The following is a 16,540-nucleotide window of genomic DNA, read 5'->3' as shown; positions in this document are numbered from 1 at the left end:
CCCTATCCAATCTAAGTCTGTCCTAAAAATAGTGATGTATAGATAGAGATATACCTATTTCAACAACAAGAAAAGGCAACCGGAAGATTGCCTTTTCTTGTGTACAGACTATGTATTTAATTATTCCACAACAATACTTTTCGTCGCAAAATGCTCTCTATTGAACATATCAACGGCCTTAATTTCTAGCAGGTATTTTCCAGCTTTAAGTTTGGGCAAATTTGTCATCCACAAATGACTTGATTTTTCGGGGTTAGATGGGCGGCGTGTCGTTATCAACTGCTCGGCTGTATCATATTTCGCTAAGGATTTTAAAAACGCGGGATCACTTTCATTCACATATTCCATCGCTTTCCAGTCCCCTTGATCGATTCTATAGGATACATTATCACCTTCTTTGCCAATGAAAAAATTTGCGTAGATCGGGTATCGTTTTGTATACTTTTCGGGCACTACTGATGCGCCATACACGTCGATCTGATAGCTAGCAGGTTGACCGACTACTTTATAGTCAAAGCGATATTGATTACCTTCAATCTTCAAAATTGCGTAGCCTTTTGGCGTACCGTCACGCATGGTGGAAACAGGGATTCCCTTTGCATTTAGTTCGCCTGAATACCAGTCGCCGGATGTTGTACCGACATTATATTCGTGGTGCGCACGCGCTTGTTTCCAGCCATCTTTCTGTCCATAAAAATATTGACGTTGGAAATGTGTGTGTGCCGATAATGAAAGCGTGTGCTGAAAGGGAGCTAAAATATCAAAAAGACGCTGTCTATCTTCGTTGCGGAATACATTTGAATTTTCATGATACAATGGAATATGAAACGAGAGGACAATTAATTTATCTTTATCTACCTGTTTTAGATCATTCTCAACAAAATCCAACTGATCTTTTCGAAAACCACCTAAATACCCTTTCCCGGTACGAGGATTAGGATAAATGATATTGTCCAACACAATAAAGTGGGCATTTCCGTAATTAAAAGAGTAATTATTGGGACCAAAAGTACGCTCAAAAGACTCATCCGAAAGGCTGTCGGTTTTGGCATCGTAATTCATGTCATGATTTCCCATAACATTATACCAAGGCAGCCCCATGGTAGAAATAACCGATTTATATTTGGGTTGAAGAGAAAGGTCATCACCGACCAAATCTCCCAGGCTGATTCCGAATTTGGCGACAGATTTGTCCGCGATTTCATTAATGATACCATCTTTAAAAAATCCCAGCTCTTCTTCTGTATAGGCTTGTGGATCGCCAAAGACAAAGGCAGAAAAATTGGGTTGCTCTTCTTGTTGATATAAAGCAAAGTTTATGGCCGTTGGAATCTTCCCTGTAGGTGCCACGCCAGGATATTTAGAGGCCGGACTTCCGTTGACTTTATGGATATAATAGAATGTTGGATGATTATTCTCATCTAGGGGTACCGCATATCCCGAGGGTTTAACAACAAAAATGATATTATCATTTCCGACTGGCAGTTGATAGTTTCCATCTTTATCAGTAATGACAACTTCGCGACCGTTGCTGACGGAAACAGATGCTATCCCTTTTTCATTCCTATCCAATTTTCCATTTTTGTTTATATCCAGATAAACTTTTCCCTTTGCAAACTCTTGTGCTTGTACTGTCTGGGCTAATGCTAAAGAAATAGCCAATGCAAAAAATGTTTTCATATCGAACGTTGGTTTTGCCGCTAAAGTACCCTATTTCCATTAAGCCAAGATCAATGGTATATAAAGAATTTGTAAATAGAAGCCGGTATCAGGTTGTTATTGAACTAACGAATAATACATAATTAGTTATGATATTAAAGGGAGTTGAATCGGATTTTATACGTGTTTATCCGAATAAGGTCCGGACAAGGTCCGAATGAGGTCCCTATTAAGTCCCTCTCAGATTACCACTTGTTATGAATTTGTCTTCTTCCTGATATAAGGTTGTCCGACATCATTTCATTCAAATTTTGCTATTATTATTCCTATCTTCCTATTAGCTGCGTAAGCTAATGATCAATGATTTTAAAAAGACCAATGTCCATTAGTTAAGCCGATAGCACAACCATCCCCCTGAAATAGCTGATCTATATAAACGGTAAAAGCCCCTTTTAAAGGAAAGGTAACATTAAATTGCAAAAAATAAAGGGAGAAGCCTTTTTGGTTTCTCCCTTCTCAATAAGTATAATTATCGTTATTACCTTGCCTGTGCTGTTGCCAACATACGGTTTACTTCGTCTATCATCGATTTAGCAGCATCATGCATCCGTGGGTTACCCGCAAAATCCGCATCTAAGGTGACATGCTTGGACTTATCTTTGTAATTATATTCCAGATAAAAGCGAGGTACTTTCGAATTTGTAGAGTCTTTCTTCCATTCTGGTCCTGTCATATCTGTATCCAAATTCCAAAAACCAAGTTCCATTGCCTTGCGGTGTAAATACAATAGATCATCTTTTGTGAACTTTACAGTGTCCGTAATTAATGAATCTTTTTTGTCTAAATATTTATAGATACGCGTTTTCGAATTATATTCATTGACCATGTGGTTCGGTTCACCATATTTAAATTCAATTGATTCAAAATCTGCAAAACGGAACGGTGCATTTTTAATCATATTACTGTAGTAATAAACACAATACATTAAAAATGGCACAATAATACAAAGGCCTAAAAAAATCTTTTTACTCTTTATTGTCATTTCTATAAAATTTTGACAAAAATAAGGATTTATATAGGGTATAAAAGTTTATATCAAGATATGACATAAAACCTACATGGATTTCGTCCGGTTAGATCTTTGGAGAACCCGCATCCACAAAGGTTTTGGCATACCAGCTATCCGTCAAATCTGATATAATAACTCCCTTGCGCGTGGAGACATGGACGAATTTATTATTGTGTAAATACACACCCACATGATCAATTCCATTTTTGCCGAAAGAAAAAAACACCAAGTCTCCTTCTTCCAATTTTTCAGGCTTCTTTCTTTTCACAATACCCTCCATATCACGTGATGTTCGCGGTAGGTTACCTTTATAGACTTCAATGTACAAGAGATTGACGAATCCCGAACAATCCACGCCGTTTTTGGTCTGTCCACCCATTCGATGCGGTATACCCATCCAATCGTCAATAAAGGAATAAAGCTGCGGATTTAACTTTTTTGTACTTACATTCAATAGCGAAGCATAATTATCAAGGCGGGATCCCGAAAAGGTTTTTCCCCGTGCCGAACTTGCGTCTGTCAACACCGAGCCACTCGAGGAATGTGAACGGGATGTAAGTACCTTTTTCTTTGTTGAGCAACTGCTCAAGAATAATAGCGCGCTTAAAAAAAAGATAAAGTAAGACTTGGCAATCATTATGTTCGATTTATTTTCCGGTATAACAAACTTAAATAAATAACCCCTTGTATACAACATTTTCGCTGGTTTCGTAAAAAACAATTCCCATTCCCTCCATTTTTAAATAACCTGCTCAAAAGATTATTTCCATCTCATTAATAGACTTTACCGACTGAGCTCCAGTAATGCCTTCAATCCGGTTATCCATCAATTTATCCATTTTCCTTTACAAGAACGTCGGATCAGAAAAAGAATTGTTCAGAAATCGTAACTTTGACGCCTAATTTATTTGAGAATGGAAAAATTAAAAGGTGCATTAGCTGTCTTTTTAGGTGCGAGTAGTTTTGGAATACTATCAACGTTTGTTAAAAAAGCATATGGTCAAGGGCTAACTTTAGGGGAGGTAACAGGGATTCAGGTATTATTTGGTATGCTTATGCTTTGGCTTATCTTTATTGCCATCAAATTATTTTCCCGCAAAACCTTTCAATCTTCAACTAAAAAATCTTCATGGATCAAAATTTTAATCAGTGGTACATCAACAGGCTTAGTAAGTATTTTGTACTACAAATGTGTACAGTTGGTCCCAGCCTCCTTAGCCATTGTCCTACTCATGCAATATATATGGATCGGTGTTGTTATTGAGTTTATCTTTTTCAAAGTAAAACCGTCAAAGAACAACCTAATTGGCATTGGCATTGTCCTGATTGCGACATTGTTGGCAACAGGATTAATTGAGAAAGGATTGAAGGACATCAACTTAACAGGTCTGTTATTTGGACTTTTGGCAGCTACTGCTTATTCTGTATTCATGATCGTCAATGGTCGTGTAGGCAATGATTATCATCCGATCCAAAAAAGCGCAATTATGGTAACTGGTTCCTGCATATTAGTTTTCACCTTATTTCCGCCGAACTATTTATTCAACGGTCAATTTGATGCTAATTTCCTACATTTTGGCTTGATCCTATCTTTATTTGGCACTGTCATTCCACCATTATTATTTGCGTATGGTTTACCAAAAACGGGGTTTTCGTTAGGAGGGATTTTGAGTTCAGCAGAATTACCTGTGGCCACTTGCATGTCCTATTTTATCCTTCATGAATCTGTTTCATCTGTGCAGTGGGTCGGTGTTCTTTTGATCCTCGGGACGGTGATCTGGTTAAATGCCGCGAAGAGTAATACGCATTAATCGACATGCCGTTTATTTCAAAACACACATGCTATACCGCGGTTTCGAATAGAAAATCAAGGATAATCGAAAGCTGTGAATATGGAGGTTTAAATCTATAAAAGAGGGCGATTTTCTATAAGATCGCCCTTTTTTATAGATGTATAGGTCTTAAAAACTAATGCGCCAATGTCTCAGGAACCTCTTCTACCTCTACTTCACAGGTATCCGTAACTTCCATAAATTTGACTGGCACCACTTCGTTGACTAGCAATGGATCATATAAAGTTCTTACTTTGACATAATTTTTGGAAAAACCATGCATATAACCATCTTTTTCATCTGCTTCAAATAGGACATCGCCTTGGGCGCCAAGCTGTGATTCATAAAATGCGCGACGTTTCTTTTCTGAAAGAATATGCAACATTTTGCTTCTATCACTACGTTGTGCTCCAGGTACAGCTCCCTCCATTTGTGCTGCGATGGTATTTTCGCGCTCCGAATAAGTAAATACATGCAGATAGGAAATATCCATATCGTTCAGAAAATTATAGGTATCTATAAAATCCTCCCGTGTTTCACCCGGAAATCCAACAATCACGTCAACACCTATACAACAGTTTGGCATTAACGACTTGATAAATTCTACACGTTCAGTATATAACTCCCGTTTATATCTCCGGCGCATCAAACCCAGAATTTTATTACTTCCAGATTGTAATGGCATGTGAAAATGTGGAACAAATCTTTTGGATTGTGCGACAAATTCGATGATATCGTTTGAAAGAAGATTAGGTTCTATAGAAGAAATGCGTATCCGATCAATGCCCTCAACCTCATCCAGTGCTTTCACCAAATCCAGAAAGCGGTCTTCGCGCTTGCCATCCCGAATACCAAAATCACCAATATTAACCCCCGTCAACACAATTTCTTTTACACCTGAAGCGGCTATTTCTTCAGCCTGTTTGACAATCTCTTCAATCTTTCCTGAACGACTTCCACCACGCGCTAAGGGAATCGTACAGAATGTACAGGAATAATCACATCCATCCTGAACTTTTAAAAATGTACGTGTACGATCACCAATGGAATACGCCGACACAAATTGGTTGGTCTCATCAATAGGGCCATTAAAAACAATTGTTTTTTCCTGCTTGGTCAAGTCATTGATATGCTCAATGATGTTAAATTTCTCAGCAGCACCCAGCACCATATCCACTCCCGGTATCTCCGCAATTTCTTTTGGTTTTAACTGGGCATAACACCCTACAATAGTAATATAGGCATTCGGAGAGTGCTTTAGAGCTTCCTTGACCACTTTTCTACACTTCTTGTCCGCGTTGTCCGTTACAGAACATGTATTGATTACATAAACGTCTGCACGGCTATTAAAAGCGGTCGTATCATAGCCCGCATCCTTAAATAAACGTCCAATGGATGATGTCTCCGAATAATTCAGTTTACACCCAAGTGTATAAAAAGCTACTTTTTTATTCTCCATAATATTTTGCAAAATTACATTTTTTTTCAGTAACCCCTCTTATCATTTTAAGTTTTGACTTTCTCGTTATAAGGATTTTCCTTAGTTTTGACTATCTTGAAAGGATGGACGTGCCAGAAGGTTTCACCTACGGATTCAACGACTCGGGATTAAGCAGTTAAAAAATTAAAATTTACAGATGAAACAATATTTAGATTTACTCAGACATGTATATACGAATGGTGTTGTAAAGACAGACCGTACTGGAACAGGTACCAAAAGTGTCTTTGGGTATCAGATGCGTTTCAACCTTCAGGACGGATTCCCTTTAGTAACGACAAAGAAATTGCACCTCAGATCAATTATTCACGAGCTGATCTGGTTTTTAAAAGGCGAAACCAATATTCAGTATTTAAAAGATAACGGCGTAAGTATTTGGGACGAATGGGCTGATGAACAGGGAAACCTAGGACCTGTATACGGTTCGCAATGGCGTTCTTGGCCAACACCCGATGGCCGCCACATTGATCAGATCGCGCAGGTTATCAATCAGCTAAAAAATTCACCGGATTCGCGTCGTATCATCGTATCGGCATGGAATGTCGCTGAAATCGAACATATGGCTTTACCTCCCTGCCATGCTTTCTTTCAATTTTATGTAGCTCCAGCACAGCCTGAGAAAGGTATCCTAAAGCCACAATTGTCCTGTCAGCTTTATCAGCGTAGCGCGGACATTTTTTTAGGTGTGCCTTTCAATATCGCATCTTATGCCCTGTTGACGATGATGGTGGCGCAAGTCTGTGATATGGAAGCAGCCGAATTTATCCATACATTGGGTGATGCGCATATCTATAGCAATCACTTTGAGCAAACCGAACTTCAATTGAGCCGTGATCCAAAGCCCTTGCCACAAATGAAGATAAACCCGGAGGTGAAAGATATCTTTGATTTTAAATTCGAAGATTTCGAACTGCTAAATTATGAATCTCATGCACATATAAAAGCACCGGTCGCAGTTTAGGAGAATCATTAAAAAGTTTTCCCACATACAGCACCACGACGAATTTACACCAAGAATTTACACGACACAAAAATGAGTAATCCAACGATCACATTAATTGTAGCTGCATCGGAGAACAATGCAATTGGTATCAACAACCAGATGCCTTGGCATTTACCCAATGATTTTAAATATTTTAAGAGAAATACCATTGAACATTCTATCCTAATGGGTAGAAAAACCTTTGACGCCATAGGCAAAGCATTACCTGACAGAAGGAATATTGTCATCACACGTAATGCTAATTTTCAGGGGGAAGATATTGATGTCGCAAACAGTATCCAGGAGGCGCTTTTATATTGCCGCGACGAACGTGAGGTATTTATTATTGGTGGTGCAAATATCTATCAACAGGCCTTACCCTTAGCAAACAAGGTACTTTTGACACGTGTACACACAACGATTCAGGGAGATGCGTTTTTTCCCGAACTATCATCGGAAGAATGGGAACTGATTTCTGCGGAACCACATCAGGCAGATGATAAACATGCATTCAACTATACCTTTGAAGTGTATACAAGAAAATAGTTCTATACCATGAATAAACTGAACCTGCAATTAAATAAGATAATGAAGTATCGTATCATGTATGTGATAAGCTTTTTTCTTTTTACTTTGTTGACTTCAACACAAGTATTCGCACAGTTCCTTCCACCAACGACTATACGGACACCTTATGGAAATGTTACTACGCCAGGCTCGTATACTCCTCGGTTCTATTCTTTTGATAATACATACAGTAGTAAATTCACATTTTTTATCGTTTTAAAAAACGACAGTACGCTTGTGGCTAATTCCAAAATAAAATTTCGTTCGCGTGATAAACCCAGCGAAATATCGTGGAAAGAAAACGGTAAAAAATATACAGTAACACCCGATCAAACGAAAGAGATTTATCGCATAGATGTGAAGAGAAATAAGATCAGAGGCATTCCACAAGATAGTTGCTGGTTGTTTTTGATCGATACAGCAAAAATTGATAAAAAAATCAAGCTTTATAGTATGACTTCGGATATATCAAGTCCAACAATCTCTCATTTTAAATTAGATAAAATGAACACGATCTTACCGCTTCAAAAAAGTACTTTAGAGCCTTATGCTCAGGAAAATGAAAAAGCAAAGAAACTGGTATCAAAAAATCAATTGTTAAAAGCAATTGAAGAATTGAACAAATAACAGCATAGAACAAGATCAGATTCAACCACTTAAGTCGGTTTCCGCTAAATTATAAACATTCAGCATCTGAAATACAATTTTCTATAAAAATGCACAAATATCTATTGTTAATTTTTATACTAGTCATGTCGGACACCTATGCTCAAAAGATAGATACCATATACCTGGAAAAATTACTTCAGAGTCGCCCTGATCTATTTCAGCAAGTATTAAATCATCCGACCAAGAACGAAATCCAGATTCTCTACACTCAAATTGATCGCGATCAATCCAATATTCCGCATTTCAGGTCTTATAGTTATCGACTGAATCCCAATTGGTATTTCTATCCGGCAAGTACCGTGAAACTGCCAACTGCGATTTTGGCCTTGGAAAAAATCAATGATTTACATATTAATGGGCTGACAAGAGATACCCCCCTGCGCATTGATTCTGCTTTTGAAAAACAAACCAAGGTGTACGTAGATGAATCTGCAGCCAATGGGCTACCCTCTATCGCGCAATATGTCAAAAAAATATTATTGACCAGTGACAATGATGCTCAAAATAGGTTGTTCGAATTCATTGGCCGTGCCGAATTAAATACAAAACTCAAAAAATATGGCGCCGAGTACAGCCGAATTGTCAACCGCCTTGCTATTGGCGACAAAGGAATTTGGGCCAAACATACCAACCCGTTCACTTTCTATAACGGTGACCATATCCTCTATCAGCAAAAAGCGCAATTCGACCCCAAGGATTATGACATCAAGTTGGCCAATACCCTGCAGGGGAAGGGCTACATGAATGATCAGGATCAGCTTATTCATGAACCATGGAGCTTTGAAGGTTTAAATGTGTATGCGTTGGAGGACCAACAATTGATCCTAAAAAAGTTACTATTTCCGGAAGCATTCAAAAGTAAAGACACATTTAATTTAGAAGAGGAAGATTATAACCTACTCTATGACTACATGTCTCGCTATCCATTTGAATCGGACTTTCCAAAATATGATCCCGTAGAATTCTGGCCTACATATAGCAAATTGCTGTTCTATGGCCGTGAAAAAGATGCCGAGCTGAATCCTAATATCCGTATATTTAATAAATATGGTGATTCCTATGGCTATAATATTGATAACGCTTATATTGTAGATTTTGAGCACGGCGTAGAATTTCTCCTTGCCGTAGTAGTTCAGTCGAATGAAAACGGTATTTACAACGATGGTATTTACGAATACGAGACCGTCACTTATCCATTTTTGAAAAACATCGGCCAGCTCCTGTACCAGGAAGAGCTAAAACGAACAAAAAAAATCAAACCCGATTTGTCCAGGTTTGATTTCAGAAAATAACAGAAAAACGGCTTTCAAAATCTGAAAGCCGTTTTTCTGTTATAATCGATATTTTAGCTATTTCAGGCCGAGAGCATCCCTCAAAGACAGCGATACACCTTTGTCCTATTTTACAGATCGCAAAGCGCTTTCGATCAATTCAGCATAGAAGTCACCTTCTTTCATACCAAAGGCACGTACCTGTTGCGGGATAAAACTTTGCGCTGTCTGTCCAGGAATTGTATTGATCTCGATGAAATAAAAATTGTCGGTCCCATTTTCCAAAAAGAAATCCACACGCACCATACCTTTACAGTTCAATCTGACATAAATTTCCTTCAGAATACGTGCCGCCCGCTCCTGCTGTTCCACCGTCAGGTCCGCAGGCGTAATTTCCTCCGTCAGACCAGGGATATATTTCGCTTCAAAATCAAAAAATTCACGTGTCGTACGAACCTCCGTTGCAGGCAACACAACCAATTCTCCCTTGGCATTCCGAAAAATTCCTTCCGAAAACTCACGTCCAGTCACAAATTCCTCAACAATCACTTGCTTTCCTGTATTTTCGGCATCAAAAGCCTTATCAATAGCTTCCTGTAACTGAGGCGATTCTTTGACCTTTGTCATTCCGATACTGCTTCCCCCAGCATTAGGTTTCACAAAATAAGGCAGAGAAAGATTACTTTCCACAGTGCTGACTGCCTGCGCCCGCTGTGATTCAAATAATAAAACTGATTTGGCCAGATATAATTCAGGAATATCACTTAAAATCGCTTTGGTATAGCCTTTATTCATCGTCAAAGCTGAAGTCAGTGCATCGCATGAAGTATAAGGAATATCCAGCAAATCAAAGTAGCTCTGCAGTCTGCCATCCTCCCCGGGTACACCATGTACCATAATAAACGCGAGGTCAAAATTTATCGTTTCTCCATGCAATGGCAACGTAAAGCTTTCGCGCAGAACAGGATACTGCTGACCGTCTTTATCGGTATAAAACCATGCTCCTTTTGATATGGTAATCAGGTATACATCGTATCTCTGATGATCAAGTTGAGAATAGACAAAAGCTGAACTTTTAAAAGAAACTTCAGCCTCCCCTGTATAACCTCCAGTTATTAATGCTATTTTTGCTTTCATAAATTTTAGCGATTCGAATAGCAAATATAATTTGCTATACACGGAAAAACGAATAATTTTGTGAGGAATAATTTTATTTAATCATTCTGCAAAACTGGCTTTAATATTGCGGTTCTATGCAGAATTCATTTTTATCAAACACAGTAATGTCCAAAGTCGTACAATATCTTCAGACACCCGCGTTCAGAAAAAATCTCATTGCCGCTTTTGTTGCGATAATCTGCTTATTTCTTGCGGTATATGTCGGGCTGAAAATATATACTAAACATGATGAATCCATTGCAGTTCCCAAAATAAAGGGACTCCATATCAACGCAGCCATCCAAGCCCTTGAAGATGCGGGACTAGAATATCAGATCGACTCCGTTTACCAGATGGATGCCAAACCGGGCTTGGTGATCGAACAGGATCCTGAGCAAGGATTTCACGTGAAATCCGGTCGTACAATTTATCTAACAATTATCACGCAAGTAGCACCGGAGGTCTCTTTCCCGAATATCAAAGATAAAACTCTGATTGAAGCAACAGCTATTTTGAAAAATCACAATCTTAAAATTGGTGATACCTCTTATGTCGCAGATATCGCCAGAGATATTGTTTTAGATGCCCAATTTGCGGGGCAGTCCATTCGAAATGGGCGCATGATCCCGAAAGGTTCACGAATAGATCTTGTCCTTGGAAATGGCCTTGGAGCAAATGAAGTTGAAATTCCCAATTTGATCGGACTTCCGCTGAACGAGGCTAAATTTGCACTTACCGGTGCCGGACTTGGCCTGGGAACGGTGACTTACGATCCGAATGTAACTGATACAACAACAGCCGTGATCAGCGTACAATCTCCAGGCATAGAGAAAGGATTAACGAGCTTAGGCGCTAAAATAGATGTAACTCTTTCATTAACGGCACCGACATCTACAACTGGTACACCGGGAGGGACAACGACACCTAAGCCACAGGGAAATCCGACACCGGTAAATCCCCCTGCAGCAAAACCCGCTGTTCCGGCAAAAACGACAACAAATAATCCTCCTGCCAAAGCGACAAATACAACACCTCCAGCAGGCCAGAAAAAGGAAAATAAAAGTAATAGTTTAGGCTTCTAAAATTATTTTGAAACCTTTACAAACATCAGATTGTTTGCATAAAAATGATTCGGATGTATGCGAAAGTTTCATTATTGATATAAAAAATCATTCTGATGGAAAATAAAAAAGGAATACCAAGTTGGTTAAAAATTGTTGCATTAATTGTCATCGTTATCGGAGGTTATTTTGCATGGACATTTTATAAGGCTTTTTTTGCCTCAAATGTTTCTGGAGAAAAGAAATACCTTTATATTCATGAAGGCGCAAAGTACGAGGATGTGCTCAAATCAATTCAAGATTCTAGTCTTCTGGATGATATCGCTTCATTTGAACGCGCCGCCCAATATAAAAAATACGAACAAAGTGTAAAACCTGGCCGTTATTTATTAACTCCGGGAATGAACAATCGACGTTTGATCGGTAATTTAATAGGTGGTTATCAAGAACCCGTAAAATTCAGGTTTGCAAATGTCAGGCTAAAAGAAAATATGGCGGCCTTATTAGGCAAAAGTTTTGAAGCAGATTCAGCACAATTTATTGCGGTATTGAACGATGAAGCTACCGCTCAAAAATTTGGCTTTACCAAGGAAAATCTAATTTCAATCTTCATCCCAAATACTTACGAAATTTACTGGAACACAAGTCCGGAAAAAGTTATTGCGCGTTTCGATGATGAATGGAAAAAATTCTGGAATACCGATCGTATTGCGAAAGCCAAAGCACTTAACTTAACGCCACAACAGGTCAGCACATTAGCCTCCATTGTCAAAGGCGAGGCATTGCATCAAGACGAAATGCCTATGATTGCCGGACTCTATTTAAACCGCCTAAAAAAAGGAATGCTACTACAAGCCGATCCGACAGTAATCTTTGCGAATAATGATTTTACGATCAGAAGGGTCTTAAATAAACATTTAAGAATGGACAATCCTTATAATACATATATCTATAGAGGCCTGCCCCCGGGTCCCATTTCTATCCCAAGTATTGCAGCTATTGATGCGGTCCTAAACTTTAAACAACACGATTATATCTATATGTGTGCAAAAGATGATTTCTCCGGATACCATAATTTTGCGAAAACAGAAGTAGAACATCTAATCAATGCGCGCAAGTTCCAACAAGCTTTAGACGCAAGAAATATCAAAAAATAATGTTTGTATTTGATCATCAGATTCGTGTCCGCTATGCAGAAACAGACCAGATGGGCTATGTCTATTATGGCAATTATGCTGCATTTTATGAGATAGCACGAACGGAAATGCTGAGAAGTACAGGAATATCCTATAAAGAACTGGAAGAAATGGGCGTTATGCTCCCTGTTACAGAGATGAAAACAAAATATCTCAAACCGGGTAAGTATGACGATCTGATAACGATCCGGGTAACGATTCGTAAGAAACCGGCAGTTCGTATTATTTTTGAATACGAGCTGTTCAACGAAAGTGGCGAATTACTCAATCAAGGCGAAACAACATTGGTATTTGTCAATATGGAAAAAAACAAACCATGCATGCCCCCGCAGATCTTTCTGGATAAGATGAGTAAATACTTTAACTGATATGGGGAAATTCCACCAATGGCTATTAAATTTTGAACCTTATTTTAGATTAATCGAATGGAGTAAACGGGTAGTTTTGCCTGGGTTCGGTTCGCTTCCTCTTTATACAGTGGCGGTGTTTTTCTTTCAGGAACTCTCCAGAGATTCAATCGTAAGCAAGGCTTCATCATTGTCTTATAGCTTCTTGTTGGCCATATTTCCCGGTATCATCTTTCTATTTACGTTAATTCCCTATATTCCGATCAACAATTTTCAGGAACAATTACTGGATTTCCTGGCGGTTGTTATTCCCAAAAACGCATTCCTTGTAGTCGAAACCACCTTGGAGGATATTATTAAAAACCAAAATGGGGGGCTGTTATCTTTCGGTTTTTTGTTCGCCGCATATTTTGCGACAAATGGCATGGCCTCCTTAATGAATGCCTTCAATAAAGCATCCTTAATGACGGAGAAAAGGCCTTGGTTGAGGAAAAGGCTCATTGCGCTTACACTGGCATTCCTGATTATTTTTGCCCTTACTGTGGGCATGACTATATTCACTATTGCCGGGGTGACTATCGACTATCTAAAAGAAACAACAGGTATTAAATCCAGTATGTGGGCGACGCTATTAAAGCTGGCGCGATGGAGCATTATTTTTGCCATTTATTTCTTTACAGTAAGCTGTATCTATAAGTTCGGTCCCTCTACTTCAAACAGGTGGAAATTATTCAGTCCAGGAGCTTCCATGGCTACCATATTGGCGATTTTAACTTTCTCGATTTTTACATTCTACATTAATCATTTTGGCGCCTACAACAAATTATACGGTTCTATAGGAACCCTGATTGTGATCATGCTGTGGATTTACCTGAATACATTGATTTTATTGTTGGGTTATGAACTAAATGCGGCCATTGCACTGTCTAAGCAAACCATTGTGATCGCCAAACCCCGGATTTTCAATTCCTTTAAAAAAGACAGCGAATAGTCTTCAGGAAATCCAAAAGGCACATCCCTATAAAATTACAAGTTATATTGAGACATAAAGTCCTCCTATTCTGATGAATGAAAGGGTCTCACATGAAGGTCCTGAGGCCAAATTAACCGATAAGCTCCCAGACTTGGGTATAACTGAAAGTCTTTCAATAAAATAAGAAAAATAAAATTTTGCATTAAAAGTTTTTTTGTACCTTTGCAACTCCTACAACGTAGGAAAAAGGAGAAAATTAATTAATGGCAAAAAAACAAGAAGCAGAAAAAGAATTAGCAGCGAAAAACGCAGAGCTACAAGGTGCTGACACTAAAGTAGTGAAAGACACTGAAAAAATTGAATCAGAAGCTGATTCAAACTTAATCGACGAAATCAAATCAAACACTTGGATCACACCAGAAGGTGAATTCGACTGGGATGCAAATGACAAAGGTTTCGGAAATTATAGCGATGCTGAACGCGCTAAACTTGAAGCACAATACGCAGATACTTTCAACCAAGTTAACCAAGGTGAAATTATTGAAGGTACTGTTGTTTCTATCAACAACAAAGACGTTGTCTTAAATGTTGGTTTCAAATCTGACGGTTTAGTTTCTTTATCCGAATTCCGTGACTTACCAGAATTAAAAATTGGTGATAAAGTTGACGTATTCGTAGAATCTCAAGAAGATGCTAACGGTCAATTAGTACTTTCTCGTAAACGTGCTAAAACTCAAAAATCTTGGGAAGCTATCAATGAAGCATTGGAAAATGATGCGATCATTACTGGTTTCGTTAAGAGCCGTACTAAAGGTGGTCTTATCGTTGACATCAAAGGTGTTGAAGCATTCTTACCTGGATCTCAAATCGATATCAAACCTATCCGTGACTACGATGTATACGTAGGTAAAACAATGGAATTCAAAGTTGTTAAAATCAACCACGAATTCAAAAACGTTGTCGTATCACACAAAGTGTTAATTGAAAACGACTTAGAAAACCAAAAATCTGAGATCGTTGCTAAATTAGAAAAAGGTCAAGTATTAGAAGGAACTGTTAAAAATATCACTGACTTCGGTGTATTCATCGATTTAGGTGGTGTTGACGGTTTGTTGCATATCACAGATATCTCTTGGGGTCGTATCGAGCATCCAAAAGAAGTCTTAGCGTTAGATCAAACAATCAACGTTGTTGTATTAGACTTTGATGATGAGAAAAAACGTATCGCTTTAGGCTTGAAACAATTATCTGAGCATCCTTGGGAATCTTTGGATACAGCATTAGAAGTTGGTTCTAAAGTTAAAGGTAAAATTGTAACTGTTGCTGATTACGGTGCTTTCTTAGAAATCATCCCAGGTGTTGAAGGTTTGATCCACGTTTCTGAAATGTCTTGGTCTCAAAACTTACGTTCTCCACAAGAGTTCTTAAAAGTTGGTGACGAGATCGAAGCACAGATCTTAACATTAGATCGTGATGAGCGTAAAATGAGCTTGGGTATCAAACAATTGACTCCAGATCCTTGGAAAAACATCACTGAACGTTACCCTGTAGGTTCTAAACAAACAGCTGTTGTTAAAAACATGACTAACTTCGGTGTATTTGTTGAGTTAGAAGAAGGTATCGACGGTTTGATCCACATTTCTGATTTATCTTGGTCTAAAAAAATCAACCACCCTAACGAATTCACTAAAGTTGGTGAAACATTAGAGGTAGTTGTTTTAGAATTAGATGAAGAAAACCGCAAATTATCTTTAGGTCACAAACAATTGGAAGAAAATCCTTGGGATACTTTCGAGACAATCTTCACTGAAGGTTCTATCCACGAAGGTACTGTGATCAAAGTTGGTGACAAAGGTGATATCGTAGCTTTACAATATGGTGTTGAAGGTTTCTGTCCTTCTAAACACTCTGTTAAAGAAGACGGTTCTTCATTGAAAGTTGATGAAGTAACTTCATTCAAAATCATCGAGTTCAACAAAGAGAACAAACGTTTGGTAATTTCTCACTCTCGTATCTGGGAAGAAGAGAAAGAAGAAGCTCGCAAAGAAGAGTCTAACAACCGTAAAAAAGACGCTAAAGCTGAGTCTTCAGCTGTTAAAAAAGTAAAAGATTCTGTTGAAAAATCTACTTTAGGCGACTTAGACGTATTAGCTCAATTGAAAGAGCAAATGGAAAATGACAAAAACGCTAAGTAATTAGTATTTTCGATCCATAAAAAGAGGCTGTTCCAAAAAGAACAGCCTCTTTGTTTTTATAGG

General features: G+C 38.4%; 15 protein-coding genes. 10 read left to right on the top strand and 5 right to left on the bottom strand.

Annotated features, from left to right (window positions below; genetic code table 11):
• Positions 1–120: 120 nt before the first annotated feature.
• The 3 genes from HMAT_RS18250 to HMAT_RS18240 all read right to left on the bottom strand — a co-directional run bounded on the left by HMAT_RS18250 (position 121) and on the right by HMAT_RS18240 (position 3,365).
• Positions 121–1,680, bottom strand: coding sequence for a calcineurin-like phosphoesterase C-terminal domain-containing protein (locus tag HMAT_RS18250; RefSeq protein ID WP_104384287.1), 1,560 nt, complete (start codon positions 1,678–1,680; stop codon positions 121–123).
• 517 nt (positions 1,681–2,197) lie between these two features.
• Positions 2,198–2,617, bottom strand: coding sequence for a hypothetical protein (locus HMAT_RS18245; protein ID WP_104384467.1), 420 nt, complete (start codon positions 2,615–2,617; stop codon positions 2,198–2,200).
• 175 nt (positions 2,618–2,792) lie between these two features.
• Positions 2,793–3,365, bottom strand: a complete 573-nt coding sequence (locus tag HMAT_RS18240; protein WP_104384466.1) for a C40 family peptidase — start codon at positions 3,363–3,365, stop codon at positions 2,793–2,795.
• A 277-nt stretch (positions 3,366–3,642) separates the two neighbouring features.
• Here HMAT_RS18240 and HMAT_RS18235 point away from each other — a divergent pair, with 277 nt between their 5' ends.
• Positions 3,643–4,539 (top strand): DMT family transporter, encoded by an 897-nt coding sequence (locus HMAT_RS18235; protein WP_104384286.1) that lies wholly within the window; start codon positions 3,643–3,645, stop codon positions 4,537–4,539.
• Between the two features lie 157 nt (positions 4,540–4,696).
• Here HMAT_RS18235 and mtaB read toward each other — a convergent pair whose 3' ends face one another.
• Complete coding sequence (gene mtaB, locus HMAT_RS18230; RefSeq protein ID WP_104384285.1) at positions 4,697–6,019, bottom strand: tRNA (N(6)-L-threonylcarbamoyladenosine(37)-C(2))-methylthiotransferase MtaB; 1,323 nt, start codon at positions 6,017–6,019, stop codon at positions 4,697–4,699.
• A gap of 178 nt (positions 6,020–6,197) precedes the next feature.
• Between mtaB and HMAT_RS18225 the strand changes: the two genes are divergently transcribed.
• The 4 genes from HMAT_RS18225 to HMAT_RS18210 all read left to right on the top strand — a co-directional run bounded on the left by HMAT_RS18225 (position 6,198) and on the right by HMAT_RS18210 (position 9,568).
• A complete protein-coding gene (locus HMAT_RS18225; protein ID WP_104384284.1) occupies positions 6,198–7,019 on the top strand; it encodes a thymidylate synthase in 822 nt (273 codons plus the stop codon).
• 72 nt (positions 7,020–7,091) lie between these two features.
• The gene (locus HMAT_RS18220; protein ID WP_104384283.1) at positions 7,092–7,586 is read left to right on the top strand and encodes a dihydrofolate reductase; all 495 of its coding nucleotides are present in this window, start codon (positions 7,092–7,094) and stop codon (positions 7,584–7,586) included.
• A 9-nt stretch (positions 7,587–7,595) separates the two neighbouring features.
• Positions 7,596–8,234, top strand: a complete 639-nt coding sequence (locus HMAT_RS18215; RefSeq protein ID WP_104384282.1) for a hypothetical protein — start codon at positions 7,596–7,598, stop codon at positions 8,232–8,234.
• Between the two features lie 125 nt (positions 8,235–8,359).
• Positions 8,360–9,568 (top strand): serine hydrolase, encoded by a 1,209-nt coding sequence (locus HMAT_RS18210; RefSeq protein WP_233789442.1) that lies wholly within the window; start codon positions 8,360–8,362, stop codon positions 9,566–9,568.
• A gap of 105 nt (positions 9,569–9,673) precedes the next feature.
• On the opposite strand, the gene HMAT_RS18205 is transcribed toward HMAT_RS18210, so the two are convergent.
• Positions 9,674–10,684 (bottom strand): D-alanine--D-alanine ligase, encoded by a 1,011-nt coding sequence (locus HMAT_RS18205; RefSeq protein WP_104384280.1) that lies wholly within the window; start codon positions 10,682–10,684, stop codon positions 9,674–9,676.
• Between the two features lie 116 nt (positions 10,685–10,800).
• On the opposite strand from HMAT_RS18205, the gene HMAT_RS18200 reads away from it, so the two are divergent.
• The 5 genes from HMAT_RS18200 to rpsA all read left to right on the top strand — a co-directional run bounded on the left by HMAT_RS18200 (position 10,801) and on the right by rpsA (position 16,477).
• A complete protein-coding gene (locus HMAT_RS18200) occupies positions 10,801–11,787 on the top strand; it encodes a PASTA domain-containing protein (RefSeq protein WP_233789439.1) in 987 nt (328 codons plus the stop codon).
• Between the two features lie 95 nt (positions 11,788–11,882).
• A complete protein-coding gene (mltG, locus tag HMAT_RS18195) occupies positions 11,883–12,923 on the top strand; it encodes an endolytic transglycosylase MltG (protein ID WP_104384278.1) in 1,041 nt (346 codons plus the stop codon).
• On the top strand, positions 12,923–13,330 hold the full coding sequence (locus HMAT_RS18190) for a thioesterase family protein (protein ID WP_104384277.1): 408 nt from the start codon (positions 12,923–12,925) through the stop codon (positions 13,328–13,330). The genes mltG and HMAT_RS18190 overlap by 1 nt, the downstream gene beginning before the upstream one ends.
• 1 nt (position 13,331) lies before the next feature.
• A complete protein-coding gene (locus tag HMAT_RS18185; protein WP_104384276.1) occupies positions 13,332–14,300 on the top strand; it encodes a YihY/virulence factor BrkB family protein in 969 nt (322 codons plus the stop codon).
• 245 nt (positions 14,301–14,545) lie between these two features.
• Positions 14,546–16,477, top strand: a complete 1,932-nt coding sequence (rpsA, locus tag HMAT_RS18180) for a 30S ribosomal protein S1 (RefSeq protein WP_104384275.1) — start codon at positions 14,546–14,548, stop codon at positions 16,475–16,477.
• Positions 16,478–16,540: the final 63 nt, after the last annotated feature.

This window comes from Sphingobacterium sp. HMA12 (assembly GCF_002933815.1).
In the GTDB taxonomy this organism is placed as follows: Bacteria; Bacteroidota; Bacteroidia; order Sphingobacteriales; family Sphingobacteriaceae; genus Sphingobacterium.
Note: the sequence above shows the minus strand (reverse complement) of the source record. Positions and strands in the feature narration are given on the sequence as shown.

Bases quoted from the DNA above. Each gene is read 5' to 3' on its own strand.
- rpsA (WP_104384275.1), top strand. From the start codon at position 14,546: ATGGCAAAAAAACAAGAAGCAGAAAAAGAATTAGCAGCGAAAAACGCA.
- HMAT_RS18205 (WP_104384280.1), bottom strand. From the start codon at position 10,684: ATGAAAGCAAAAATAGCATTAATAACTGGAGGTTATACAGGGGAGGCT.
- HMAT_RS18250 (WP_104384287.1), bottom strand. From the start codon at position 1,680: ATGAAAACATTTTTTGCATTGGCTATTTCTTTAGCATTAGCCCAGACA.
- mtaB (WP_104384285.1), bottom strand. From the start codon at position 6,019: ATGGAGAATAAAAAAGTAGCTTTTTATACACTTGGGTGTAAACTGAAT.
- HMAT_RS18225 (WP_104384284.1), top strand. From the start codon at position 6,198: ATGAAACAATATTTAGATTTACTCAGACATGTATATACGAATGGTGTT.
- HMAT_RS18185 (WP_104384276.1), top strand. From the start codon at position 13,332: ATGGGGAAATTCCACCAATGGCTATTAAATTTTGAACCTTATTTTAGA.
- HMAT_RS18220 (WP_104384283.1), top strand. From the start codon at position 7,092: ATGAGTAATCCAACGATCACATTAATTGTAGCTGCATCGGAGAACAAT.
- HMAT_RS18235 (WP_104384286.1), top strand. From the start codon at position 3,643: ATGGAAAAATTAAAAGGTGCATTAGCTGTCTTTTTAGGTGCGAGTAGT.
- HMAT_RS18240 (WP_104384466.1), bottom strand. From the start codon at position 3,365: ATGATTGCCAAGTCTTACTTTATCTTTTTTTTAAGCGCGCTATTATTC.
- HMAT_RS18245 (WP_104384467.1), bottom strand. From the start codon at position 2,617: ATGATTAAAAATGCACCGTTCCGTTTTGCAGATTTTGAATCAATTGAA.
- mltG (WP_104384278.1), top strand. From the start codon at position 11,883: ATGGAAAATAAAAAAGGAATACCAAGTTGGTTAAAAATTGTTGCATTA.
- HMAT_RS18210 (WP_233789442.1), top strand. From the start codon at position 8,360: ATGTCGGACACCTATGCTCAAAAGATAGATACCATATACCTGGAAAAA.
- HMAT_RS18190 (WP_104384277.1), top strand. From the start codon at position 12,923: ATGTTTGTATTTGATCATCAGATTCGTGTCCGCTATGCAGAAACAGAC.
- HMAT_RS18215 (WP_104384282.1), top strand. From the start codon at position 7,596: ATGAATAAACTGAACCTGCAATTAAATAAGATAATGAAGTATCGTATC.
- HMAT_RS18200 (WP_233789439.1), top strand. From the start codon at position 10,801: ATGCAGAATTCATTTTTATCAAACACAGTAATGTCCAAAGTCGTACAA.